Source organism: Pseudacidovorax sp. RU35E (assembly GCF_900156165.1).
Lineage (GTDB): Bacteria > Pseudomonadota > Gammaproteobacteria > Burkholderiales > Burkholderiaceae_C > Xenophilus.
Window position 1 is genome coordinate 210,757 of the sequence record NZ_FTMY01000006.1, and the last position, 24,238, is coordinate 234,994.

The window sequence follows — 24,238 nt, forward strand, 5'->3', positions numbered from 1 at the left end:
GCGGCACAGGCGCATCACAAGACGCCCTCACCGCCGGCCTTGTCATCGCTGGAAACACGACTGCACCGTGGCGCAGGTATAAAGCCGCGCCATGATCAAGAACATCTTCTCGCGCCTGGGCCTGATGGCCGCCTGCACCGTCGCCGCCGTGTGGCTGGCCGGCTGCGGCAGCACCAGCTCCACGGTGCCGGGCCAGATCTCCGACGCCACCGCGCCGCGCGAAGCGGTGGCTGCCGCGGAGCCGGCAGGCAGTTCCCGCGCCCGAACGCCACGCGAGTACCGGCAGGATGCCGCCCGCCATGTCTATGCGCGCAACGCGGATCGCATCTACGCCGGCAAGCTGCCACCCATGCTCTACGCCATCGGCGTGCTGGAAGTGAAGCTCGACGCCCGCGGCCAGGTGGCCGGCATGCACTGGCTCAGGGCGCCAAAGCACGCGCCGGATGCCATCGCTGGCATCGAGCGCACCGTCCTGGCCGCAGCGCCTTACCCGGTCGCGACGCGGCTCGGCTCCGTCGTGTGGACCGACACATGGCTGTGGGACCGGAGCGGCCGCTTCCAGCTGGACACGCTGAGCGAAGGCCAGCTGCAGCAGTAGGCTCGGCCCTGTTCCCTCTCCCCTCGCGGGTGAGGACCGGGGGCAGGTGGCGGCGGCCTGTGCGGCCTCAATGCGTCCTGCGCGCGCACACCCCTCTCCCCAACCCCTCTCCCGCAAGGGGAGAGGAGCTCCAGCCCCCCATCGACGCAGGGGGCAAGGCATTCAGGAACCCCGGTACGTGGAGTAGCTCCACGGGCTCACCAGCAGCGGCACGTGGTAGTGCTGGTCGGTGTGGGCCACGCCGAAGTCCAGCGCCACGCGGTTGAGGAAGTTGGGCTGCGGCAGTTCGACACCGCGCGCCGCGAAGTAGCCCGCCACATCGAACACCAGGCGATAGGTGCCGACCTTGAGGCTGCTGTTGTCATACAGCGGCCCGTCGCTGCGGCCGTCGTGGTTGAGCGTGAAGCGCCGCACCAGCGTGGCCGCCTCACCGTCCGTCGTGTAGAGCGCCACTTCCATGCCGGCAGCGGGGCAGCCGTGCATCGTGTCCAGTACGTGGGTGCTCAGGCCCATGGGGCATCTCCTTGCGAGTCGTTGAAATGGACGGCGAAGCGGTCCGTTCGGATCCGTCCACAAAAGTGTATACACATTTCTGTCGTGAAGCTATCATGCCCGCCACCATGGAGCCGACCACGACACGCGCGATCGTCGATGCCCTGACCAGGGCCATCGTCGAGCACCGGCTGCAGCCGGGCAGCAAGCTGGCCGAGCAGAAGCTGGCTGACCATTTCGGCGTCTCGCGCACGCTGGTGAGGCAAGCTTTGTTCCAGCTCTCGCAGAACCGGCTGATCCGCCTGGAGCCAGCGCGCGGCGCCTTCGTGGCCGCGCCCTCGGCCGACGAGGCGCGCCAGGTGTTCGGCGTGCGCCGCATGCTGGAGGCCGAGATGGCGCGCGAGTTCGCACGCCAGGCCACCACCGCGCAGGTTAAGGCCCTGAAGGAACACGTTGCACAAGAAAAGGCCGCCGTTGCCGGGGAGGACGTGGAAGGTCGCACCGAGCTGCTCGGCGACTTCCACGTGCGCATGGCGGAGCTGATGGGCAATCAGGTGTTGGCGCAGATCCTGAGCGATCTGATCTCGCGCTGCGCCCTGATCACGCTCATGTACCAGAGCGCCGCCGAGGCTGCGCATTCCAACGACGAGCATGCCGACATCGTCCGTGCGCTGGCCGCGCGCGATGGCGACAAGGCCGCCCGGCTGATGACCGAGCACCTGCAGCACGTCGAGGACAACCTCACCCTGGACCGCAAGGTTCCCACCAGCGACATCACGCTGGCGCTTTCCTGACACCTTCCATGCCCACCGTCTACGACGCCACCCTTCCCTATCCGCGCGACCTCGTCGGCTACGGCCGCGACGTGCCGCATGCCCGCTGGCCGGGCGGTGCCCGCATCGCGGTGCAGTTCGTCCTCAACTACGAAGAGGGCGGCGAGAACAACGTGCTGCACGGCGATCCGGGCTCGGAGCAGTTCCTGTCCGAGATGTTCAACCCGGCGAGCTATCCCGACCGGCACATGAGCATGGACGGCATCTACGAATACGGCTCGCGCGCCGGCGTCTGGCGCATCCTGCGCGAGTTCGAGCAGCGCGGCTTGCCGCTCACCGTCTTCGGCGTGGGCATGGCGCTGCAGCGCTACCCCGAGTTGGCGGTCGCCTTGAAGGAGCTGGGCCACGAGATCGCCTGCCACGGCTGGCGCTGGATCCACTACCAGAGCGCCGACGAATCGCTGGAGCGCGAGCACATGCGCCTTGGGATGGAAGCCATCGAGAAGCTCACCGGCGAGCGCCCGGTCGGCTGGTACACCGGGCGCGACAGCCCGCGCACCCACCGCCTGGTGGCCGACGACGGCGGCTTCGAATACGACAGCGACTACTACGGCGACGACCTGCCCTTCTGGATGAAGGTGCAGAAGACCGACGGCAGCGTGGTGCCGCAGCTGATCGTGCCCTACACGCTGGACTGCAACGACATGCGCTTCGCGCTGCCGCAGGGCTATTCGCATGCCGACCCCTTCTTCCAGTACATGAAGGACAGCTTCGACGCGCTCTATGCCGAAGGCGACCCGGCCGGCCTGGACCGGCCCAAGATGCTGAGCATCGGCATGCATTGCCGCCTGCTCGGCCGCCCGGGCCGCATCACGGCGCTGCAGCGCTTCCTGGACCACATCGGCCGCCACGACAAGGTGTGGGTGTGCCGCCGGGTGGACATCGCGCGCCACTGGCGCCAGACGCATCCCTTCGTCGACGCGGCCTGAGGAGAGACGACCATGGCCCTGACCATCGAACAACTCAACGCCGCCTCCGCCGCCGAGGCCGTCGCGCTGCTGGAAGGCACCTACGAGCATTCGCCCTGGGTGGCCGAAGGCGCGCTGGCCGAGCGGCCCTTCCGCTCGCTGCAGCACCTCAAGGCGGCCCTGGCCCAGTCGGTGACGCGTGCGTCGGCCGATCAGCAGCTGTCGCTGATCCGCATGCACCCGGAGCTGGCCGGCAAGGCGATGGAGAGCAACGCGCTCACCGCCGAATCGACCAATGAGCAGAGCAAGGCGGGCCTCACCGCCTGCACGCCGGAAGAGCTGGCGCGCATCCGCGAGCTCAATGCGGCCTACGGCCAGAAGTTCGGCTTTCCCTTCATCCTGGCCGTGCGCGGCCCGCGCGGCACCGGCCTGCCCAAGGCCGAAATCCTCGCCACCTTCGCACGGCGGCTGAACAACCACCCGGACTATGAACGGGCCGAGGCGCTGCGCAACATCCACCGCATCGCCGAGATCCGCCTCAACGACAAGTTCGGCGTCTCGCCCGAGCTGGGCAACCAGGTGTGGGACTGGCAGGAGCAACTCGCCCTGCACAGCGACCCCGGCTTTGCAGAACAGGGCCAGCTCACCGTCACCTACCTCACCCAGGCGCACCGTGCCTGCGCGCTGCAGATCAGCACGTGGATGCACGAGGTGGGCTTCGACTCGGTGGAGATCGATGCCGTGGGCAACGTCATCGGGCGCTACGAGGCCGAGGGCTTCGTCACCAGCGGCGGTGCGGTACCCGGCGCGCCCACGCTGCTGACCGGCTCGCACTACGACACGGTGCGCAACGGCGGCAAGTACGACGGCCGGCTGGGCATCTTCGTGCCCATGGCCTGCGTCAAGGAACTGGCCCGCCAGGGCCGCCGCCTGCCCTTCGCCTTCGAGGTGGTGGGCTTCGCGGAAGAGGAAGGCCAGCGCTACAAGGCCACCTTCATCGGCTCGGGCGCGCTCACCGGCCACTTCAACCCCACCTGGCTGGACCAGGCCGATGCCGACGGCATCACCATGCGCGAGGCCATGCAGCAGGCGGGCCTGAAGATCGAGGACATCCCGAAGATCCAGCGCGACCCGGCCAAATACCTGGGCTTCATCGAGGTGCACATCGAGCAGGGCCCGGTGCTCAACGAGCTGAACCTGCCGCTGGGCATCGTCACCTCCATCAACGGTGGCGTGCGCTATGTGGGCGAGATCCATGGCATGGCCAGCCATGCCGGCACCACGCCCATGGACCGTCGCCGCGACGCGGCCTGTGCCGTGGCCGAGCTGATCCTCGCGGCCGAGAAGCGCGCCCGCCAGGACGCAGACTCGGTGGCCACCGTGGGCATGCTGAATGTGCCGGGCGGCTCGATCAACGTGGTGCCCGGCCTGGCCAAGTTCAGCCTGGACATCCGCGCGCCGCGCGACGACCAGCGCAATGCCGTCATCGCCGACGTGCTGGCCGCGCTGGAGGAGATCTGCAGCCGCCGCGGCCTGCGCTACACGCTCGAAGAGGCCATGCGCGCGGCCGCCGCGCCCAGCCATCCCGACTGGCAGGCCCGCTGGGAGGCCGCCGTGGACTCGCTCGGCGTGCCGCTCTTTCGCATGCCCAGCGGCGCCGGCCACGACGCCATGAAGCTGCACGAGATCATGCCGCAGGCCATGCTCTTCGTTCGCGGCCTCAATGGGGGCATCAGCCACAACCCGCTCGAATCCACCACCAGCGACGACATGCAACTGGCCGTGCTCGCCACGCAGAAGCTGCTGGACAACCTCGCGAAAGAACAACGATGACCGACTACGCCCAGCTCGACGCCTGGATCGACGCCCATTTCGACGAGGAGGTGAAGTTCCTCCAGGAGATGGTGCGCGTGCCCACCGACACGCCGCCGGGCAACAACGCACCGCATGCCGAGCGCACCGCCGAGCTGATCGCCGGCTTCGGCTTCGAGGCCGAGAAGCACGCCGTGCCCGCGCAGGAGGTGAAGGACTACGGCCTGGAATCGATCACCAACCTGATCGTGCGCCGCCGCTATGGCGACGGTGGCCGCACCGTGGCGCTCAATGCCCATGGCGACGTGGTGCCCCCCGGCGAAGGCTGGACGCACGACCCGTATGGCGGCGAGATCGTGGACGGCAAGCTCTACGCCCGCGCCGCGGCCGTGAGCAAGAGCGACTTCGCGAGCTTCACATTCGCCGTGCGCGCGCTGGAGGCCGTGGCCAAGCCAGCCAAGGGCGGCGTCGAGCTGCACTTCACCTACGACGAGGAATTCGGCGGCATCCTGGGCCCCGGCTGGCTGCTGAAGAAGGGCCTCACGAAGCCCGACCTGATGATCGCGGCCGGCTTCAGCTACGAGGTGGTCACGGCCCACAACGGCTGCCTGCAGATGGAAGTGACGGTGCACGGCAAGATGGCCCATGCGGCCATTCCCACCACGGGCGTGGACGCGCTGCAGGGCGCGGTGCACATCCTCAATGCGCTCTATGCGCAGAACACCCTGTACCAGCAGGTCACGTCGAAGGTCGAGGGCATCAGCCACCCGTACCTCAACGTGGGCCGCATCGAGGGCGGCACCAACACCAACGTGGTGCCCGGCAAGGTGGTGTTCAAGCTGGACCGCCGGATGATCCCGGAGGAGAACCCGGCCGAGGTCGAGGCATCCATCCGCGAGGTGATCGCCAAGGCCGCGGCCGAGTTCAAGACGGTGGCCGGCGGCATCGAGGTGGAGGTCAAGCGCCTGCTGCTGGCCAATTCGATGAAGCCGCTGCCGGGCAACCAGCCGCTGGTCGAGGCCATCCAGAAGCACGGCGAGCAGCTCTTCGGGCAGCCGATCCCGGCCATGGGTACGCCGCTCTACACCGACGTGCGGCTGTACGGTGAGGCGGGCATTCCCGGCGTGATCTACGGTGCCGGGCCGCGCACGGTGCTGGAGTCCCACGCCAAGCGCGCCGACGAGCGCCTGGAGCTGGAAGACCTGCGCCGCGCCACCAAGGTGATCGCGCGCACGCTGGCGGATCTGCTGGCCTGAGCGCGCTCAGCCGCGCAATGGCAGCAGGATGCCGATGGCGGCGAACAGTGCGCCGCACGCGCGGTTGAAGCTGCGTCCCACCCGCGCCAGCCAGCCCGTGATGCGCTGGGCCAGGCTGGCCAGCACCAGCTCGGTCAGGAACTCGATCACCAGGAAGGTGCCCGCCATCACCGCGAACTGCACGGCCACGTTGCGGGCCGGGTCCACGAACTGCGGCAGGAAGGCGGCGAAGAACAGGATGCCCTTGGGATTGGTCGCTGCCGCGAGGAAGCCCTGGCGGAACAGCGTGGCGCCCCGCGCCTGGGCCGCGCCCGCCGACCGCGCCACCTGGATGGGCGGCGCGCGCCACACCTGCACGCCCAGCCACACCAGGTAGGCGCCGCCCACCCACTTGAGCACCGTCAGCCACATCAGCGAGGCCTTCAGCAGCGCACCGATGCCGAACATCGACAGCGCGATGACCAGCAGGAAGCCCAGGCTGCCGCCGAACAGCGTGTAGAGCGTGCGGCGCCGGCCATGCAGCGCGCCGTGCGTCAGCGCCAGCAGGCTGTTGGGGCCAGGCGAAAGCGACAGGCCGAGGGCCGCGAGGGTGTAGACGAGCCAGACGTGCAGGGCCATGGGGCAGCGGGGAACAGGAGGTGGGGCGAGCATAGCCTTGCAGGTTGGCGGCGGTGAGCCCGATGCCAGAGCGATCCGCGCGGGCCTGATGCCCCCACACCCGTTCGCGCTGAGCCTGTCGAAGCGCCGGCCCCGGGGCCTCTACGCGCTCAGCCCGAACGGTTGGATGAGATCGAAACTCGCGCCGACGCCGCCCGCCGCGCCCGGCCCAGCTTGCGCCGCCCGACCGCCTGGATGGCCTGCGCGAGGTGCGTGGCGAAGGCACGCACCGGCTCGGTGGGCGTGCGTCCCGGCAACGACAGCAGCCGCAGCCGCCGCTGCTGCAGGGGCGCCTCGGCGAAGGGCCGCGCCACCACGGTGCCGTCGGCGATCAGGTGCGCCACCGTCAGATGACCCGACAGCACGATGCCCGGCACACGCAGCAGGGGCAGGAGCACCGACGAGAAGTTGCTTTCGAACGCCGCGGTGTAGCGCAGCCCCTGCAGGCTGCACGCCTGGTCGAACAGCTGGCGCGTGGTCATGCCGCGGCTGCCCAGGTAGAGCGGAAAGGCCACCACCTGCGCCACCTCCACCGCCGTTTGGCGCGCCAGCGGGTGCTCGGGCGCCATCACTGCATAAACGGGCGCGGGCGCCTCGTATTCCACATGCAGTTCCGCTTCGGGCGCCACGCTGTACTTGAGGCCGAGGTCCGCCTCACCGCGCGCCAGCCAGCGAGCCACCTCGTCGGGCGAGCCGACGCGCAGTTCCAGCCGCGCCTCGCCATGCACGTCGCGGAAGGCCTGCATCACGCCCGGCATGAACTGCGTCGCAAAGCCCTCGGTGCATGCCACGCACACACGCTGCGCCTGCACGCGGCCCAGGGCGCTGGCCTGCTCCAGCGCCTGCAGGCCGTCGGCCACCGCATGGCGCAGGTAGGCGGCGAGGCGCTCGCCGGCGGCGGTGGGCGCCATGCCGCGGGTGCGGCGCTCGAAGAGCGGCGTGCCCATCTCGTCCTCCAGCCGGGCGATCTGCCGGCTCACGGCCGAGGGCGCCACATGCAGGCGCGCGGCGGCCTGGTTGACCGAGCCGGTCTGCGCCACCTCCAGGAAGTGGCGCATCGGGATGCTGAGCAGTTGGGGAGCACGGGCCATGGCGCCCGATTCTGCCCCCGCCACCATTGCCTGCCAGGCAATACGACCGCGACAAAACGATAGGCCAGGCAACGGGTTTCCGGCCTTCCCCTTGCATGCATCGCCGGCACAGGATCACCCATGCACCGAAACGATGCCCTCACCCTGGCCCAGTCGGCCCTCGACAGTGGCCGCCTTTTCGCCGACCTGCGCCGCCGGGTCGCCTTGCGCACCGAAAGCGATGGCGGCACCGTGCCGCTCGCCCTCGCCGCCTACCTGACGGACGAGCTGCGCCCCAGCCTCGAAGCTTTGGGCTTCGACTGTCGGCTCTGCCCCAACCCCGACCCGAGGGGCGGCCCTTTCCTCATCGCCCGCCGCATCGAGGACCCGGCCCTGCCTACGCTGCTGAGCTATGGCCACGGCGACGTGGTGAGCGGACAGGACGCGCAATGGCGCGAGGGCCTCGCGCCCTGGACGCTGGTGGCCGAGGGCGAGCGCTGGTACGGCCGCGGCACCTCCGACAACAAGGGCCAGCACAGCATCGCGCTGGCCGCGCTGGAGGCCGTGCTGCAGGCCCGCGGCGGCCGACTCGGCTTCAACATGACCTGGCTGTTCGAGACCGGCGAGGAAGCCGCCTCGCCCGGCCTGGCCGCCGTGTGCGAGGCCGAACGCGCCGCGCTGGCCGCCGACCTTTTCATCGCCAGCGACGGGCCGCGCGTGGGCACGCGCCAGCCCACGCTCTTCCTCGGCTCGCGCGGGGCCGTCAACTTCACGCTGCGCATCCGCAGCGGCCGCACCCGCGGCTACCACTCGGGCAACTGGGGCGGCGTGCTGGCCAATCCGGCCACCCGCATCGCCCATGCGGTGGCCACGCTGGCCGACGCACGCGGACGCCTCCTGGTGGAGGCGCTGCGGCCGCCGCCCGTGGACGATGCGGTGCGCCGCGCGCTGGCCGACATCCCCATCGGGGCCGAGCCGGACGATCCCGCGCTGGACGCCGGCTGGGGTGAGCCTGGCCTGACGCCCGCCGAGCGGCTGGTGGCCTGGAACACCTTCGAGGTGCTGGCCCTGGAAGCCGGCAACCCGCAGCGGCCCATCAACGCCATTCCGCACCAGGCCGCGGCGCACTGCCAGCTGCGCTTCGTGGTGGGCACCGACTGGGAGCGCACCGCAGAGCATGTGCAGGCGCATCTGGCGGCGCACGGCTTCGACGATGTGGAGGTCCAGGTCACGCTGGCCGGCGCGGCCACGCGGCTCGACCTGCGCAACCCCTGGGTGGGATGGGCCGTCGGCTCGATCGCCCGCAGCGCCGGCGACGCACCCCACCTGCTGGCCAACCTGGCCGGCTCGCTGCCCAACGACATCTTCGCCACCCAGCTCGGCCTGCCGACGCTGTGGGTGCCCCACGGCCACGCCGGATGCGCCCAGCATGCGCCCAACGAGCACCTGCTGGTGCCATTGATTCGCCAGGGACTGGCCGTGATGGCCGGCCTCTACTGGGACCTGGGCGAGCCGGGCGCGGCCCCCTGGCCGGATCGCGCCATGGGCTGAACCGATGCCGGCTTGGCCGGTCCTGCGCCCGTCGAAGGGTTGAGGGCCTGCGTCACGCTTCGACAAGCCCAGCCCGAACGGACTTTGACTGGCTCAGACCGAACCGACTTTCGTTTGCCGACCGGCATTGGCCTCGGGCTCCGCTTTTTTTCTTCGCTTTTCGGACTTCCTGCAAGGACCTTCCATGAACAAACGCCATTTCCTCGGCACCGGTGCCGCCCTCGCCCTCGGCGCCGCCCTGCCTTCCCTCGCCTTCGGGCAGGAGCCCTGGCCCAGCCGCAGCGTGCGCCTGGTGGTGCCCTTCCCGCCGGGCGGCGGCACCGACATCGTGGCCCGTGCCCTTGGGCAGAAGCTGGCCGAGCGGCTGGGCCAGCCGGTGGTGATCGACAACAAGCCCGGCGCCTCCACCATCATCGGCACCGACGCCGTGGCCAAGGCCGCACCGGACGGCTACACGCTGCTGCTGTCGGGCTCCACCAGCTACAGCGTCAATGCCGCGCTGCGGGCCAAACTGCCCTACGACCCGGTTCGAGACCTGGCGCCCATCGGCATCGTGGCGCGCACGCCGCTGGTGCTGGTGGTGGCGGCCAGCGCGCCGTGGCGCACCGTCGACGAACTGGTGCGCGCCGCCAAGGCCAAACCCCAGTCCATCCGCTACGCCACCTTCGGCAGCGGATCGGGCCCACATCTGGCCGGCGAACTCTTCGCCCTGGCCTGCGGCGCCAAGCTGCAGGACGTGCCGTACAAGGGCAGCGCCCAGGCCACCATCGCCGTGATGGGCGGCGAGATCGAGATGGGCATCGACACCGTCGCCGCCGTGGCGCCGCATGTGCGCGCCGGCAAGCTGCGCGCCCTGGGCATCGTGGGTGCCACGCGGGCCAGCCTGCTGCCCGAGGTCAAGACCCTTGCCGAGCTGGGCCTGCCCGACGCCACCTTCGACGCCTGGTACGGCCTGGCCGCGCCGGCCCGCAGCCCGGCCGTCGCGCTCGACCGCCTGGCCAGGGAAGCGCGCGCCCTGCTCGCGGACCCTGCACTGCAGGCGACGCTCAAGGCCCAGGGCATGGAGCCGGTGTGGATCGACGCCGCGGCCTTCCGCAGCCAGATGGAAGGCGAGATCTCGCGCTACCGCGCCCTGGCCCACCGGGCCAACATCCCGATGGAATGAGACGCCCGGCCGCTTCGTGAAGAAGCGCACACCGCCCATGGCTGCGGCGGCATGCCCTCCGACAGCTTGCGGTCATGGGGGGCGGCTACATTCGCTGCCACCATGAATTCCCCTCAGCTGCAACGCGGCTTCTTCCTGTTCCTGCTGGCGGCGGTCACCGTCGGCTTCGTCTGGATCCTGATGCCCTTCTTCGGGGCCGTGCTGTGGGGGGTGGCCCTGGCCATCCTGTTCACGCCGCTCTACAAGCGGCTGCTGCGCAAGTTCGGCAACAAGCGGCGCACCCCGGCCGCCCTGGCGACCCTGGCCATCGTGCTGTTCATCGTGATCATTCCGCTGTCGATGATCGCGGTGACGCTGGTCCAGGACATCGTGCTGGTCACCCAGCGGTTGCGCTCGGGCGAGCTCAATTTCGTCAACTACTTCCAGCAGATCGTCGGCGCACTCCCGGGCTGGGCGACGAATCTGCTGGACCGTTTCGGCCTGGGCAATTTCGAGGCGATCCTCGAAAAACTCAGCGCCGGCGCCGCGCAAGGCAGCCAGATGCTGGCCTCGCAGGCGTTGAGCATCGGGCAGAACACCTTCGACTTCCTGGTGAGCTTCTTCGTGATGCTCTACCTGCTGTTCTTCCTGCTGCGCGACGGCGCCGACCTGTCCAAGACCATCCGTGAAGCCGTGCCGCTGGCCCGGCCGCACACGCACTACCTTCTCAACAAGTTCACCACCGTCATCCGCGCCACCGTCAAGGGCAACGTGGTGGTGGCGGCGGTGCAGGGCACCATCGGCGGCCTGGCCTTCTGGGCGCTGGGCGTGCAGGGCGCGCTGCTGTGGGGCGTGGTGATGGCCTTCCTGTCGCTGCTGCCGGCGGTGGGGGCGGCGCTGATCTGGGCGCCGGTGGCCATCTACTTCCTGGCATCGGGTGCGATCGTGAAGGGGCTGGTGCTGATCTTCGTGGGCGTCTTCGTGATCGGGCTGGTGGACAACCTGCTGCGCCCCATCCTGGTGGGCAAGGACACGCAGATGCCCGACTACATCGTGCTGATCTCCACCATCGGCGGCATGGCGCTGTTCGGCATCAGCGGCTTCGTGATCGGGCCGGTGGTGGCGGCGCTGTTCATGGCGGCGTGGGGGCTTTTCATGGCCTCGAACGAAGAGGACGGCAACGCGCCGCGCAGCTGAGCGTTCCCACCGCGGGCCTCAGCCGCCGCGCCACCACTCCTCGCCGAAGCGACCCTGCAGGAAGGCGGTGAACGCCGCCACCTTGGCGGGCACCAGTCGGGGCGAGGGAAAGACGGCATGGATCTCCTGCTCCTGCAGCTGGTGGTCCGCCAGCACCGGCTGCAGCCGGCCCTGCGCCAGTGATTCCTCCGCCACGTAGCGCGGCATGAGGGCGATGCCCAGCCCCTCCCGCGCCGCCGCCAGCACCGCCGACAGGTTGTTGGAGCGCAGCCGCCCGGCCACCGGCACCGTCAGCGCCTCGCCACCGGGCCCGTGCAGTCGCCACACGTCGTCACCCACCACGCTGCTGTAGATCAGCGCCTGGTGTGCGGACAGCTCCGCCGCCAAAACGGGTGTGCCGTGCGCCTGCAGATAGGCGGGCGAGGCTGCCATTACCCACGGATTGCTGCCCAGGTAGCGGGCGCCGAGGGTGGAATCAGCGAGCTTGCCCATGCGGATGGCCACGTCGATGCCCTGGGCGACCAGGTCCACGTAGCGGTCGTCGAAGCTCAGGTCGACCTGCACCTGTGGATGGGCGCGCATGAACTCCAGCGCCAGCGGCACCACCACCCGCCGGCCGAAGGCGACCGACGTGCCGATGCGCAGCAGGCCCTGCGCCTCGCTGCGGGCCTGCCGCGCGATGTCGTCGGCGGCCTGCACCTCGCGCACGATGGACTTGCACTTCTCGTAATAGAGCGCGCCCGCCTCGGTCAGGCTCACGCCGCGGGTGTTGCGGTTGAGCAGCCGCACGCCCAGGCGCTGCTCGGTGGCGGCGACCTGCTTGGTCACGGTGGGCTGGGTGGTGCGGAATTCGCGCGCGGCCTGAGAAAAGCTGCCGCTCTCGGCGACGCGCACGAACATTTCCATGGCCTGCAGTCGGTCCATCGGGGGTTGTCTCCTTCGCCTGCCCTTGTACAGCACCCGGCGGGGCGGCCGGGAAACACTGCGGCGCCCGTCGGTACGCGCCCTCCACCTACGGGAATCTCCCAACCTCGCAGGCTGGCACAGCCCTTGCGATCCAATTTTTGTATACAAATAATGCACCCAATCCGTGCAACCTCGCGTGGCGCATGCGGCGCCGCCTCCCTCCAACGACCCGATCAGGAGCCCCCATGAACACGGCCACCACCACCCCGCTCGCCGCCTCGGCCGCAGCCGAGCCCCTCGGCCACGGCAACGCGGCATCGCACGCGCTCATCAAGCCCGGCTACGACCCGGCCCTCACCAATGAGGACCTGGCACCGCTCAAGCAGCAGACCTGGGGGCAATACAACATCTTTGCCTTCTGGATGTCCGACGTGCACAGCGTCGGCGGCTACATCACCGCGGGCAGCCTGTTCGCGCTGGGCCTGTCGAGCTGGCAGGTGCTGGTGGCGCTGCTGGTGGGCATCGTGATCGTGCAGTTCTTCTGCAACCTGGTGGCCAAGCCCAGCCAGGTGACCGGCACGCCCTACCCGGTCATCTGCCGGGCCTCATTTGGCGTCAAGGGCGCCAACATCCCGGCCATCATCCGCGGGCTGATCGCCGTGGCCTGGTACGGCATCCAGACCTATCTGGCCTCGGCCGCGTTCATGGTGCTGGCGTTGCACCTGTTCCCGGGGTTGGCGCCCTATGCCGACGTCGCCCTGCACGGCTTCGCCGGCCTCTCCACGCTGGGCTGGGTCGCCTTCATGGTGATGTGGGTGCTGCAGGCCTTCGTCTTCTGGCATGGCATGGAGGCCATCCGCAAGTTCATCGACTGGGCCGGCCCGGGCGTGTACGTGGTCATGGCCATCCTGTGCGGCTGGCTGGTCTGGAAGGCCGGCTGGAAGAACATCGACCTGAACCTGGGCGGCGTCAAGTTCGAGGGCTGGGACGCGCTGCCGGTCATGCTGTCGGCCATCGCGCTGGTGGTGAGCTACTTCAGCGGCCCGATGCTCAACTTCGGCGACTTCTCGCGTTATGGCAAGAGCTTCGACGCCGTGAAGAAAGGCAACTTCTGGGGCCTGCCGGTCAACTTCGTGTTCTTTTCGCTGCTGACCGTGATCACCACCGCCGCCACGCTGCCGGTGTTCGGCGAGCTGATCACCGATCCAGTGCACACCGTGGGCAAGATCGACTCCACCACCGCCGTGGTGCTGGGCGCGCTGACCTTCATGATCGCCACCATCGGCATCAACATCGTGGCCAACTTCGTCTCGCCGGCCTTCGACTTCTCCAACGTGGCGCCGCAGCACATCAGCTGGCGCACCGGCGGCATGATCGCCGCGGTGGGCTCGATCTTCATCACACCCTGGAACCTCTACAACAACCCCGAGGTGATCCACTACACGCTGGACATCCTGGGCTCGTTCATCGGGCCGCTGTTCGGCATCCTGATCGCCGACTTCTACCTGGTGCGCCGCCAGCACGTGGTGGTGGACGATCTCTACACCATGAAGCCCACCGGCAGCTACTGGTACAGCAATGGCTACAACATGAAGGCCGTCGCCACGATGGTGCCCTCGGCCCTGATCCCGATCCTGTGCGTGCTGGTGCCGGCATGGCGCGGCGCCGCCAACTACGCCTGGTTCATCGGCATGGGGCTGGGCTTCGTCATCTACGCTGTGCTGTCCCGCCGTTCCTGATTCCGAAGAAAACGCCCTGTCCCATGCGCATCAAGGTCATCAACCCCAACACCACCCAGAGCATGACCGACAAGATCGGTGCCTGCGCCCGCGCGGCGGCGCGGCCGGGCACCGAGGTCATCGCCGTCAGCCCGGCGATGGGGCCGGTCTCCATCGAAAGCCACTACGACGAGGCCCTGGCCACGCCCGGCCTGCTGGCCGAGATCGCGGCCGGCGAGGCCGCGGGCGTGGACGGCTACCTGATCGCCTGCTTCGGCGACCCGGGCCTGAAGGCCGCCCGCGAGCTGGCGCGCGGCCCGGTGCTGGGCATCGCCGAGGCGGCGATGCATGCGGCCAGCTTCATCGGCAGCCGCTTCACGGTGGTCACCACGCTGGCGCGCACCATGGGCCAGGCGCACCACCTGGCGGAGGCCTACGGCATGGCCCGCTTCTGCGCCCGCGTGCGGGCCTGCGAGCTGCCGGTGCTGGAGCTGGAAGACCCGCGCTCCAACGCCCGCGCGCGCATCGTCGACGAATGCCGCCGCGCACTGGACGACGACGGCTGCGACGTGCTGGTGCTGGGCTGCGCCGGCATGGCCGACCTGTGCCGCTCGCTGTCGGAAGAACTGGGCGTGCCGGTGATCGACGGCGTATCGGCCGGCGTCACGCTGCTGGAGTCGCTGGTGTCGCTGGGCCTGAAGACCAGCAAGCGCGGCGAGCTGGCGCATCCGCCACCCAAGCCCATGACCGGGCTGATGCAGCCCTTCGCGCTGGGTTCGGGCGCACGCTGAGCCATCGGGTGGGCGCGGCGCTTTGCGGCGCCCCCTGCCCGGACGGCCGCTGAGGCCGACGACTGCCGGCTCAGTCGCCCAGCAGCTCGCCCACCGGCCGCAGGTCGTCCACCCGGTCGCAGACCGACTTGATGACCATCATGATCGGCATGCCCAGCAGCAGGCCCCAGATGCCCCAGATCCAGGCCCAGAAGATCACGCCCACGAACACCGCCACGGGGTTCATGCGCGAACTGCGGCTGGTGAGCCAGGGCACCAGCAGGTTGCCCACCAGCGTGTGGATCAACAGCGAGGTGCCCGCCACCAGCACCGCCATGCCGATGGTGCCGAACTGCAGAAAGGCCACCAGCCCCGCGGCGCCCATCACCAGCACCGAGCCGATGTACGGGATGAGGTTGGTGACGCCCGCGATGATGCCCCACACGGCCGCGTTCTCCAGCCCCAACGCCCAGAAGGCCAGCCCCGTGGCCAGCCCGACCAGCGCGCTGCTCAGGATCTGCACCAGCAGGTAGCGCTGGATGTGGCCGTTGATGTCGTCCAGCACGTGCACCGTCACCTTCTTCTTGTGCAGGCTGGGACCCGCCATCTTCACCAGCTTGCGCCGGAAGGTGTCGCCCGAACACAGTGCGAAGAAGGTGAGAAACAGCACCAGCGTGGCCTGGCCGGCGCCCTCCATCAGTCCAACCGTGCCGCTCCAGAGGTAGTCGCGCACGTTGAAGGGCGGCCGCTCGACGATCACGCGCTGGACGCCCCGCCGGAAGGTGGTGGGCGAGCCCTCGTTCGCAGCCCGCTCCAGGTGCTCGGCGGCCTGCTGCACCGTGTCCAGCGGGCTGGCCTTGACCGACTTGGTGCGGATGGCGTTGCGCAGCTTCTGCGCCGCGGCGGGCAATGCGTCCACCAGCTGACCGGCGCTGCCGGCTAGCGAATAGCCTGTCCACGCGGTGCCGCCGGTCAGGGCCAACAGCAACACCGCGGCCCCGGCCCAGCGCGGCAGGCGCCAGCGCTCCAGCCGGTCGACGACGGGCGAAAGCGCATAGACCAGCATCAGGCTCAGGGCCAGCGGAATGAGCACCGCCGCGGCCCAACGCAGCGTGTAGATGGAGGCGAGCACGCCCAGGATCACGAGCGAAGCGCTGCGGACGTCCACCGGCATGTGCAGAAGGAGCCGCGGCGGATCGCCGCTGCCGGGTTCCGGCACCGCGCCGCGGGCGCGCTCCGCCTCGGCCTCGCGGATGGCCCGGTCGGTGGCTGACTCGGCCAAAGACTGCGTGGCAGCCGATGGATCGAGCGCCACCACCTGGGGGCCTTGCGCTTCGGAACCCCGCGGGGGAGCCGGCGTGCTCACGCCACCCGCCCGTGCAGGCCGTCCCGGGCCACCCGGGGCCCGTCCCCCGTGCGCGTGGCACGCCACGGGCGTGCGTTCGATGTCTGCCGGCGTCGCGCCGTGTGGGGAGGCAGCAGGGTCATGGATCCGTTCTCTTCATCGCCAACGCGCCTGCTGGGGCGCGTCGATAAAATCCGCGGGTTTCGCAAGGCTGGCGCCGCCGGAAGGGCGGCCGATTATGTCTGCCGCCTCGCACGCCACACCCGCACTGCCGCAGGCCTGCGGCGCTCCCCAGCTTCTTCTCGCTCATTCGCTCATCCTTCGCCCGTCGCGGCTCCGACCCATGACCCAGAACCAATTCGACAAGAAATCCGAAGCGTGGTCCGCGCTGTTCTCCGAGCCGATGAGCGAACTCGTGCAGCGCTACACCTCCAGCGTGTTCTTCGACAAGCGGCTTGCGCAGGCGGATATCGAAGGCTCGCTGGCTCATGCAGAGATGCTCGCTGCCCAGGGCATCATCGGTTCGCAGGACCTCGCCGACATTCAGCGTGGGATGGGTCAGATCCGAGGCGAGATCGAATCCGGCAGCTTCGAATGGAAGCTGGCCCTGGAAGACGTGCACCTGAACATCGAGGCCCGCCTGACCCAGCTGGTGGGCGATGCCGGCAAGCGCCTGCATACAGGCCGCAGCCGCAACGACCAGGTCGCCACCGACGTGCGCCTGTGGCTGCGCGGCGAGATCGACCTGATCGACGGCCTGCTGATCGACCTGCAGAAGGCCCTGGTCAAGATCGCCGCCGAGAACGTCGACGCCATCCTGCCCGGCTTCACCCACCTGCAGGTGGCGCAGCCGGTGAGCTTCGGCCACCACATGCTGGCCTACGTGGAGATGTTCGCCCGCGACGCCGAGCGCCTGGCCGACCTGCGCCGCCGCGTCAACCGACTGCCGCTGGGCGCCGCCGCCCTGGCCGGCACCAGCTACCCGCTGGACCGCGAGCGCGTGGCCCGCACGCTGGGCATGGAAGGCGTCTGCCAGAACAGCCTGGACGCCGTGAGCGACCGCGACTTCGCCATCGAGTTCACCGCCTTCGCCAGCCTGGCGATGGTGCACGTGAGCCGCTTCAGCGAGGAGCTGATCCTGTGGATGAGCCAGAACTTCGGCTTCATCCAGATCGCCGACCGGTTCACCACCGGCTCGTCGATCATGCCGCAGAAGAAGAACCCCGACGTGCCCGAGCTGGCGCGCGGCAAGACCGGCCGCGTGGTCGGCCACCTGATGGGTCTGATCACCCTGATGAAGGGCCAGCCCCTGGCCTACAACAAGGACAACCAGGAAGACAAGGAGCCGCTGTTCGACACCGTCGACACGCTCAAGGACACGCTGCGCATCTTTGCCGAGATGGTGGGCGGCATCACCGTGCGCCGCGAGGCCATGGAGGCCGCCGCCCTGCGTGGCTATGCCACCGCCACCGACCTGGCCGACTACCTGGTGAAGAAGGGCCTGCCCTTCCGCGACGCGCACGAGACGGTGGCCCATGCCGTCAAGACCGCCATCGCCGAAGGCGTGGACCTGTCGCAGCTGCCGCTGGCCACGCTGCAGCAGTTCAACCCGGCGATCCAGGACGACGTGTTCGGCGTCCTGAACCTGCGCGGCTCGCTGGAGGCCCGCAACACGCTCGGCGGCACGGCGCCGGTGCAGGTGACGGCGCAGATCGCGCGCCACCGGGCGCGGCTGGGGGACTGAGCGCGGCTTCTCTGCCGCCAGGAAGGGCGCCGCGGGGCGCCCTTTTCGTTGATGCCGGCGCCGCGCCGGATCAGCCCCCCGTTTCCGCCGCCACCGCCTTGAGCAACTCCAGCGCCGCGGCCTGCGTGCGCGTCACCGGCCGCTGCGCGCTCACGGCCACATGCGCCTGCACCTGCAGCCGCGGCGGGCCGATGGGCCGCACGCTGAAGGCCGAGGGCCGGATCGAGGTCTGCACTGCCCGCCGCGCCAGGATGGCGCAGCCGGCACCGTCGGCCACCAGGTCCAGGATCGCGGGCACGCCGTCGATCTCCAGCGCGATCTGCGGCTCGCAGCCCAGGGCCGCCATCTCCGACTCCACATGCATGCGCACGGCATTGGGCCGGCTCGGAATGATCAGCGGCAGCTTCGCCACCTCGGCCAGCGCAATGGGCGGCGGCGGCGGGTCTTCCGCCAGCCCGGGCGGGCGGGCCTGCACCAGCATCAGTTCCTCGGTCATCAGCGGCGAGATGTCCAGGCCGGCGATGGGCTTGGCCTGGTAGAGCACCGCGATGTCCAACCGGCCGGCGGACAGGGCCTCGTGCATGGAGATCGACAGCCCCTCGCTGATCGACAACCGCGCCTCGGGCAGTTCACGGCGAAAGCGCCGGGTCAGCGGCACGGCCAGCGCGCGCGCCACCGTGGGCGGCAGGCCCAGCGCCACCCGTCCGGCAAGGCCGCCGCGCACCCGCGCCAGTTCCTCCTGCGCCCGCTGCACCTGGTGCAGGATGCCACGGCCGTGCTCCAGCAGCAGCGCGCCGGCTTCGGTGGGCGTGACGCCGCGGCCGTTTCGCACCAGCAGGTTCTGGCGCAGTTCCACCTCCAGCGTGCGCACCTGGCGGCTGAGGGCGGGCTGGGCGATGTCGAGCGCCAGCGCGGCGCGGGTGAAGCTGCCCAGCTCCACGACGCGGACGAAGTACTCCAGCTGTTTCAGATCCATGACGTCAGACGCATATCGACACGCATGCTATAGCAGTTTGTTCTAGCTGCTAGTCGATCTGCCCCCTGGAGGCGGACGGGGGCCCCGGCACAGAATGGGCGCTGCCTTCCAGACCCACGGCCGGTTGTCCGGCCCGCCCCCGCCCTTCCCAGGAGACGCCATGCCGAAATCCAACGGTCAGCCGCTGATCATCGACTGCCACGGCCACTACACCACCGCCCCCAAGGCCCTCGAGAACTGGCGCAATGCCCAGATCGCCGGCATCAAGGACCCGTCGGCCAAGCCCAACCCGGCCGACCTGAAGATCAGCGACGACGAACTGCGCGAATCCATCGAGCAGAACCAGCTGCGCCTGATGAAGGAACGCGGCAGCGACCTGACCATCTTCAGCCCGCGCGCCAGCTTCATGGCCCACCACATCGGCGACTTCGAGGTCTCCAGCACCTGGGCCGCCATCTGCAACGAGCTGTGCTACCGCGTGAGCGAGCTCTTCCCGGACAACTTCATCGGCGCGGCCATGCTGCCGCAGTCGCCGGGCGTGGACCCGAAGACCTGCATCCCCGAGCTGGAGAAGTGCGTCAAGGAATACGGCTTCGTCGGCATCAACCTGAACCCCGACCCCTCGGGCGGCCACTGGACCAGCCCGCCGCTGACCGACCGCCACTGGTACCCCATCTACGAAAAGATGGTGGAGTACGACATTCCGGCCATGGTGCACGTGAGCACCAGCTGCAACGCCTGCTTCCACACCACCGGCGCGCACTACCTCAACGCCGACACCACGGCCGTGATGCAGTGCATCCAGGGCGACCTGTTCAAGGACTTTCCGACGCTGAAGTTCGTGATTCCCCACGGCGGCGGCGCGGTGCCCTACCACTGGGGTCGCTTCCGCGGCCTGGCGCAGGAGATGAAGAAGCCGCTGCTCGAAGAGCACCTGCTCAACAACATCTTCTTCGACACCTGCGTGTACCACCAGCCGGGCATCGACCTGCTGACCAAGGTGATCCCGGTCAAGAACATCCTGTTCGCCTCCGAAATGATCGGCGCCGTGCGCGGCATCGACCCGCAGACCGGCCACTACTACGACGACACCAAGCGCTATGTGAGCGCCACCGCCAACCTGAGCGACGACGAGCGCTTCCAGGTCTTCGAAGGCAATGCGCGCCGGGTCTTCCCGCGCCTGGATGCGGCCCTCAAGGCCAAGGCCCTGTAAACCATTCTGGAGAGACAACCATGTACGAGTTAGGCGTCGTCTACCGCAACATCCAGCGCACCGACCGCGAGACCGCGGACGGCCTGGCCGCCCTGGGCTCAGCCACCGTCCACGAGGCCATGGGCCGCGTGGGCCTGCTCAAGCCCTACATGCGTCCGATCTATCCGGGCCAGCAGGTGTCCGGCACGGCCGTCACCGTGCTGCTGCACCCGGGCGACAACTGGATGCTGCACGTCGCGGCCGAGCAGATCCAGCCGGGCGACATCGTGGTGGCGGCCATCACCGCCGAATGCACCGACGGCTACTTCGGCGACCTGCTGGCCACCAGCTTCCAGGCCCGCGGCGCCCGCGCCCTGGTGATCGACGCCGGCGTGCGCGACGTCAAGACGCTGCAGGGGATGAACTTCCCCGTGTGGAGCAAGTGCATCAGCAGCAAGGGCTGCATCAAGGCGACCATCGGCTCGGTCAACATCCCCGTGGTGTGCGCCGGCATGCTGGTGACGCCCGGCGACGTGATCGTGGCCGACGACGACGGCGTGGTCTGCGTGCCACGCGCCATCGCCGCCAAGACGCTGGAAGCCGCGCGCAAGCGCGAGTCCTTCGAGGGCGAGAAGCGCGCCAAGCTGGCCAGCGGCGTGCTGGGCCTGGACATGTACAAGATGCGCGAGCCGCTGGCGGCCGCGGGCCTCAAGTACATCGACTGAGCGCGTTGCCGGCGCGCGCCGGCATCCGCTGCCCGCAGAGAAGAACACGGAGACGACCATGACCCTTTCCCGCCGCCAGCTGATCGCCGCCGGCCCCCTGGCCGCCGCATCGGCCTGGCTCGCGCCCACGCTGGCCGCTTCGCAGACCGGCTACCCGACCAAGCCCGTGCGCGTGCTGGTCGGCTACTCGGCCGGGGGCGCCGTGGACGCCGTCGCCCGCAGCGTGGGCCAAGCCCTGGCCGCGAGCATGGGCCAGCCCTTCGTGATCGACAACCGGCCAGGCGCCGGCAGCAACATCGCGGTCAAGGCCACCATCGACGCGCCCGCCGACGGCTACACGCTGATGGTGGCCGCCAATGCGCTGGCCGCCAACATGGCGCTGTACCAGCCCATGCCCTTCGATGCCGAGCGCGAGCTGGTGCCGGTGTCGCTGATCGGCCGCGTGCCGGTGGTGATCGCCGCCAATGCCGGCGCGCCCTTCAGCACCATCCAGCAGCTGATCGCGGCGGCCAAGGCCAGGCCCGATGGCCTCTCCTTCGCGTCGCCGGGCAACGGCTCGACGCCGCACATGGCAGTGGAGTTCTTCGAGCGCGCCGCCGGCATCCGCCTGCAGCATGTGCCCTACCGCGGCGGCGCCCAGGCGCTGACCGACGTGATCGGCGGCCAGCTGCCGCTGGTGGCCATCAATGCGCTGGAGGCCCAGCCGCACGTGAAGAGCGGCAAGCTCAAGGTGCTGGCAGCGCTGAGCCCCAATCGCAGCGCCGTCTTCCCCGACGTGCCGACCATCGCCGAATCCGGCTTCCCCGGCTTCGAGGCCTCGGTGTGGTACGGCATCGTCGCCCCGGCGGCCACCCCGCGTCCCATCGTCACCCAGCTGCATGCCGAGGTGCAGAAGGCGCTGCAGACGCCGGCCGTGCGCGAGCGCATGGCCCAGGTCGGCGGCGAGCTGCTGCCCGGCAGCATCGAGCAGTTCGCCCAGCTCATCCACTCGGAGCGCCTGCGCTACGAGAAGCTGGTGCGCGAAGCCGGCATCAAGCCCGACTGACCCCGGTCGGCCCCCTCACTCCCCAGGAGCAACGCTCATGAGCAAACCCACCACAGGCCCCTTCGAGAAAGCCGCCGGCTGGCTGGACTGGTACACCGGTCCCAGCAAGCCGAAGTTCCAGGTGCCGGCCGGCAGCGTCGATGCGCACTGCCACGTCTTCGGTCCGGGCGCGGAATTTCCCTACGCGCCCGAGCGCAAGTACACGCCCTGCGACGCCAGCAAGGCGCAACTCTTCGCGCTGCGCGACCACCTGGGCTTTGCGCGCAACGTGATCGTGCAGGCCACCTGCCACGGCGCGGACAACCGCGCGCTGGTCGATGCGCTGCAGTCCTCGGACGGCAAGGCGCGCGGCGTGGCCACGGTCAAGCGCAGCGTGACGGACGAGGAGCTGCAGGCCCTGCATGCCGCCGGCGTGCGCGGCGTGCGATTCAACTTCGTCAAGCGCCTGGTGGACTTCACGCCCAAGGACGAGCTGATGGAGATCGCCGGCCGCATCGCCAAGCTGGGCTGGCATGTGGTCATCTACTTCGAGGCGGTGGACCTGCCCGAGCTGTGGGACTTCTTCACCGCGCTGCCCACCACGGTGGTGGTGGACCACATGGGCCGCCCCGATGTGACCAAGCCGGTGGACGGCCCCGAGTTCGCGCTGTTCGAGAAGTTCATGCGCGAACACAGCAATGTGTGGAGCAAGGTGAGCTGCCCCGAGCGCCTGTCGGTGGCCGGCCCCAAGGCGCTGGACGGCGAGCAGAACGCCTACCGCGACGTGGTGCCCTTCGCCCGCCGCATCGTCGAGCAGTTCCCCGACCGCGTGCTGTGGGGCACCGACTGGCCGCACCCCAACCTGAAGGACCACATGCCCGACGACGGCCTGCTGGTGGACTTCATCCCGCACATCGCGACGACGCCGGAACTCCAGAAGAAGCTCCTGGTCGACAACCCCATGAAGCTCTATTGGCCGGAGGAAGTCTGACATGGCCCTCGACAAACCCTACCTGGACGTGCCCGGCACGATCATCTTCGACGCCGAGCAGAGCCGCAAAGGCTACTGGCTCAACCAGTTCTGCATGAGCCTGATGAAGGCCGAGAACCGCGAGCGCTTCAAGGCCGACGAACGTGCCTACCTCGACGAATGGCCGATGACCGAGGAGCAGAAGCAGGCCGTGCTGGCCCGCGACCTCAACTGGTGCATGCGCACGGGCGGCAACATCTACTTCCTCGCCAAGATCGGGGCCACCGACGGCAAGAGCTTCCAGCAGATGGCGGGCTCGATGACCGGCATGACCGAAGAGGAATACCGCAACATGATGATCAACGGCGGCCGCCGCGTGGACGGCAACCGCTACGTGGGCGAGGACGGCGATGCGCAAGCCCATCGCCAGCCGCAAGGCGCCCACCATCCGACGAAAGCGAACTGACATGGCCCGCATCACCGCATCCGTCTACACCTCGCACGTGCCCGCCATCGGCGCGGCACTGGACCTGGGCAAGACGAAGGAAGACTACTGGAAGCCGCTGTTCGCGGGCTACGACTTCTCCAAGCAATGGATGAAGGACAACAAGCCCGACGTCGTCATCCTGGTCTTCAACGACCATGCCACGGCCTTCAGCCTGGACATGATCCCCACCTTCGCCATCGGCACGGCGGCCGAGTACCAGCCGGCCGACGAGGGCTGGGGCCCGCGCCCGGTGCCCAAGGTCGTGGGCCACCCGGCCCTCGCAAGCCACATCGCGCAGAGCGTGATCCAGCAGGACTTCGACCTCACCATCGTCAACAAGATGGACGTGGATCACGGCCTGACGGTGCCCCTGTCGCTGATGTGCGGCGAGCAGGATCCGAAGAACGGCGCCTGGCCCTGCCCGGTGATCCCCTTCGCGGTCAACGTGGTGCAGTACCCGGTGCCGAGCGGCCAGCGCTGCTTCAACCTGGGCCGCGCAATCCGCCGTGCCGTCGAGAGCTTCGACGAGGACCTCAACGTGCACATCTGGGGCACGGGCGGCATGAGCCACCAGCTGCAGGGCGCGCGCGCGGGCCTCATCAACGCCGACTGGGACAACAAGTTCCTGGACCGCCTGATCGCCGAACCCACCGAGCTGGCCAAGGTGCCGCACATCGAATACGTGCGCGAGGCCGGCAGCGAGGGCATCGAGCTGGTGATGTGGCTGATCGCCCGCGGGGCGATGGGCGACATCGCCGGCGGCCCGGCGCCCAAGCTGGCGCACCGCTTCTTCCACGTGCCGGCGTCCAACACCGCCGTGGGCCACCTGATCCTGGAAGACCAGGCCTGACGACCAACTCCTT

23 protein-coding genes are annotated in these 24,238 nt (G+C 69.2%); 17 read left to right on the plus strand and 6 right to left on the minus strand.

All coding sequences use genetic code 11. The annotated features are described in order from the left end of the window. Positions 1 to 91 precede the first annotated feature (91 nt). A complete protein-coding gene (locus BXA03_RS12850; RefSeq protein ID WP_076508210.1) occupies positions 92 to 598 on the plus strand; it encodes a hypothetical protein in 507 nt (168 codons plus the stop codon). A gap of 162 nt (positions 599 to 760) precedes the next feature. Here BXA03_RS12850 and uraH read toward each other — a convergent pair whose 3' ends face one another. After that, positions 761 to 1,111, minus strand: coding sequence for a hydroxyisourate hydrolase (uraH, locus tag BXA03_RS12855; protein WP_076508213.1), 351 nt, complete (start codon positions 1,109 to 1,111; stop codon positions 761 to 763). Between the two features lie 107 nt (positions 1,112 to 1,218). Between uraH and BXA03_RS12860 the strand changes: the two genes are divergently transcribed. From BXA03_RS12860 to BXA03_RS12875, 4 genes are read left to right on the plus strand one after another with little or no spacing between them, the layout of a single operon-like run. Then, positions 1,219 to 1,884, plus strand: a complete 666-nt coding sequence (locus BXA03_RS12860) for a GntR family transcriptional regulator (protein ID WP_076508535.1) — start codon at positions 1,219 to 1,221, stop codon at positions 1,882 to 1,884. An 8-nt stretch (positions 1,885 to 1,892) separates the two neighbouring features. Continuing rightward, on the plus strand, positions 1,893 to 2,852 hold the full coding sequence (puuE, locus tag BXA03_RS12865) for an allantoinase PuuE (RefSeq protein ID WP_076508216.1): 960 nt from the start codon (positions 1,893 to 1,895) through the stop codon (positions 2,850 to 2,852). Between the two features lie 12 nt (positions 2,853 to 2,864). Then, on the plus strand, positions 2,865 to 4,664 hold the full coding sequence (gene uraD / locus BXA03_RS12870) for a 2-oxo-4-hydroxy-4-carboxy-5-ureidoimidazoline decarboxylase (protein ID WP_076508219.1): 1,800 nt from the start codon (positions 2,865 to 2,867) through the stop codon (positions 4,662 to 4,664). Next, entirely contained in the window at positions 4,661 to 5,899 is a 1,239-nt protein-coding gene (locus BXA03_RS12875) for a M20 family metallopeptidase (protein WP_076508222.1), read from the plus strand. Before uraD ends, BXA03_RS12875 begins: the two co-directional genes overlap by 4 nt. Positions 5,900 to 5,905: 6 nt before the next feature. On the opposite strand, the gene BXA03_RS12880 is transcribed toward BXA03_RS12875, so the two are convergent. Further along, positions 5,906 to 6,517, minus strand: coding sequence for a LysE family transporter (locus tag BXA03_RS12880; protein ID WP_076508225.1), 612 nt, complete (start codon positions 6,515 to 6,517; stop codon positions 5,906 to 5,908). Positions 6,518 to 6,666: 149 nt separating this feature from the next. After that, positions 6,667 to 7,647, minus strand: coding sequence for a LysR family transcriptional regulator (locus tag BXA03_RS12885; protein ID WP_076508537.1), 981 nt, complete (start codon positions 7,645 to 7,647; stop codon positions 6,667 to 6,669). A 120-nt stretch (positions 7,648 to 7,767) separates the two neighbouring features. Here BXA03_RS12885 and BXA03_RS12890 point away from each other — a divergent pair, with 120 nt between their 5' ends. From BXA03_RS12890 to BXA03_RS12900, 3 genes are all read left to right on the plus strand, one after another. Continuing rightward, positions 7,768 to 9,177, plus strand: a complete 1,410-nt coding sequence (locus BXA03_RS12890) for a M20 family metallopeptidase (protein WP_076508227.1) — start codon at positions 7,768 to 7,770, stop codon at positions 9,175 to 9,177. Positions 9,178 to 9,361: 184 nt separating this feature from the next. Then, positions 9,362 to 10,342: a tripartite tricarboxylate transporter substrate binding protein gene (locus tag BXA03_RS12895; RefSeq protein WP_076508230.1), complete on the plus strand. Its 981-nt coding sequence runs from the start codon at positions 9,362 to 9,364 to the stop codon at positions 10,340 to 10,342. Positions 10,343 to 10,444: 102 nt separating this feature from the next. Further along, positions 10,445 to 11,518 (plus strand): AI-2E family transporter, encoded by a 1,074-nt coding sequence (locus BXA03_RS12900; protein ID WP_076508233.1) that lies wholly within the window; start codon positions 10,445 to 10,447, stop codon positions 11,516 to 11,518. Between the two features lie 18 nt (positions 11,519 to 11,536). Here BXA03_RS12900 and BXA03_RS12905 read toward each other — a convergent pair whose 3' ends face one another. Further along, positions 11,537 to 12,442, minus strand: a complete 906-nt coding sequence (locus BXA03_RS12905) for a LysR family transcriptional regulator (protein WP_076508236.1) — start codon at positions 12,440 to 12,442, stop codon at positions 11,537 to 11,539. Between the two features lie 227 nt (positions 12,443 to 12,669). Here BXA03_RS12905 and BXA03_RS12910 point away from each other — a divergent pair, with 227 nt between their 5' ends. Next, a complete protein-coding gene (locus tag BXA03_RS12910; protein ID WP_076508238.1) occupies positions 12,670 to 14,163 on the plus strand; it encodes an NCS1 family nucleobase:cation symporter-1 in 1,494 nt (497 codons plus the stop codon). 23 nt (positions 14,164 to 14,186) lie between these two features. After that, entirely contained in the window at positions 14,187 to 14,933 is a 747-nt protein-coding gene (locus BXA03_RS12915; RefSeq protein ID WP_076508241.1) for an aspartate/glutamate racemase family protein, read from the plus strand. A gap of 70 nt (positions 14,934 to 15,003) precedes the next feature. Here the strand turns inward: BXA03_RS12915 and BXA03_RS12920 are convergent, their stop codons facing one another. Further along, positions 15,004 to 16,194, minus strand: a complete 1,191-nt coding sequence (locus tag BXA03_RS12920) for an AI-2E family transporter (protein WP_369822422.1) — start codon at positions 16,192 to 16,194, stop codon at positions 15,004 to 15,006. Between the two features lie 406 nt (positions 16,195 to 16,600). Here BXA03_RS12920 and argH point away from each other — a divergent pair, with 406 nt between their 5' ends. Further along, positions 16,601 to 18,001 (plus strand): argininosuccinate lyase, encoded by a 1,401-nt coding sequence (gene argH, locus BXA03_RS12925; RefSeq protein WP_076508246.1) that lies wholly within the window; start codon positions 16,601 to 16,603, stop codon positions 17,999 to 18,001. Between the two features lie 70 nt (positions 18,002 to 18,071). On the opposite strand, the gene BXA03_RS12930 is transcribed toward argH, so the two are convergent. Continuing rightward, entirely contained in the window at positions 18,072 to 18,977 is a 906-nt protein-coding gene (locus BXA03_RS12930; protein ID WP_076508249.1) for a LysR substrate-binding domain-containing protein, read from the minus strand. A 184-nt stretch (positions 18,978 to 19,161) separates the two neighbouring features. Here BXA03_RS12930 and BXA03_RS12935 point away from each other — a divergent pair, with 184 nt between their 5' ends. The 6 genes from BXA03_RS12935 to BXA03_RS12960 are packed head-to-tail and all read left to right on the plus strand — an operon-like array spanning position 19,162 to position 24,225. Continuing rightward, positions 19,162 to 20,190 (plus strand): amidohydrolase family protein, encoded by a 1,029-nt coding sequence (locus BXA03_RS12935; protein ID WP_076508539.1) that lies wholly within the window; start codon positions 19,162 to 19,164, stop codon positions 20,188 to 20,190. Between the two features lie 20 nt (positions 20,191 to 20,210). Continuing rightward, complete coding sequence (gene ligK / locus BXA03_RS12940; RefSeq protein WP_076508252.1) at positions 20,211 to 20,894, plus strand: 4-carboxy-4-hydroxy-2-oxoadipate aldolase/oxaloacetate decarboxylase; 684 nt, start codon at positions 20,211 to 20,213, stop codon at positions 20,892 to 20,894. A 58-nt stretch (positions 20,895 to 20,952) separates the two neighbouring features. Next, the gene (locus BXA03_RS12945; RefSeq protein ID WP_076508255.1) at positions 20,953 to 21,939 is read left to right on the plus strand and encodes a tripartite tricarboxylate transporter substrate binding protein; all 987 of its coding nucleotides are present in this window, start codon (positions 20,953 to 20,955) and stop codon (positions 21,937 to 21,939) included. Positions 21,940 to 21,976: 37 nt separating this feature from the next. After that, the gene (locus BXA03_RS12950) at positions 21,977 to 22,909 is read left to right on the plus strand and encodes an amidohydrolase family protein (protein WP_076508258.1); all 933 of its coding nucleotides are present in this window, start codon (positions 21,977 to 21,979) and stop codon (positions 22,907 to 22,909) included. A 1-nt stretch (position 22,910) separates the two neighbouring features. Next, complete coding sequence (gene ligA, locus BXA03_RS12955) at positions 22,911 to 23,354, plus strand: protocatechuate 4,5-dioxygenase subunit alpha (protein WP_017761586.1); 444 nt, start codon at positions 22,911 to 22,913, stop codon at positions 23,352 to 23,354. A 1-nt stretch (position 23,355) separates the two neighbouring features. Further along, positions 23,356 to 24,225 carry a class III extradiol dioxygenase subunit beta gene (locus tag BXA03_RS12960; protein WP_076508261.1) on the plus strand — a complete coding sequence of 290 codons (870 nt, stop codon included), beginning with the start codon at positions 23,356 to 23,358 and terminating at the stop codon, positions 24,223 to 24,225. Positions 24,226 to 24,238: the final 13 nt, after the last annotated feature.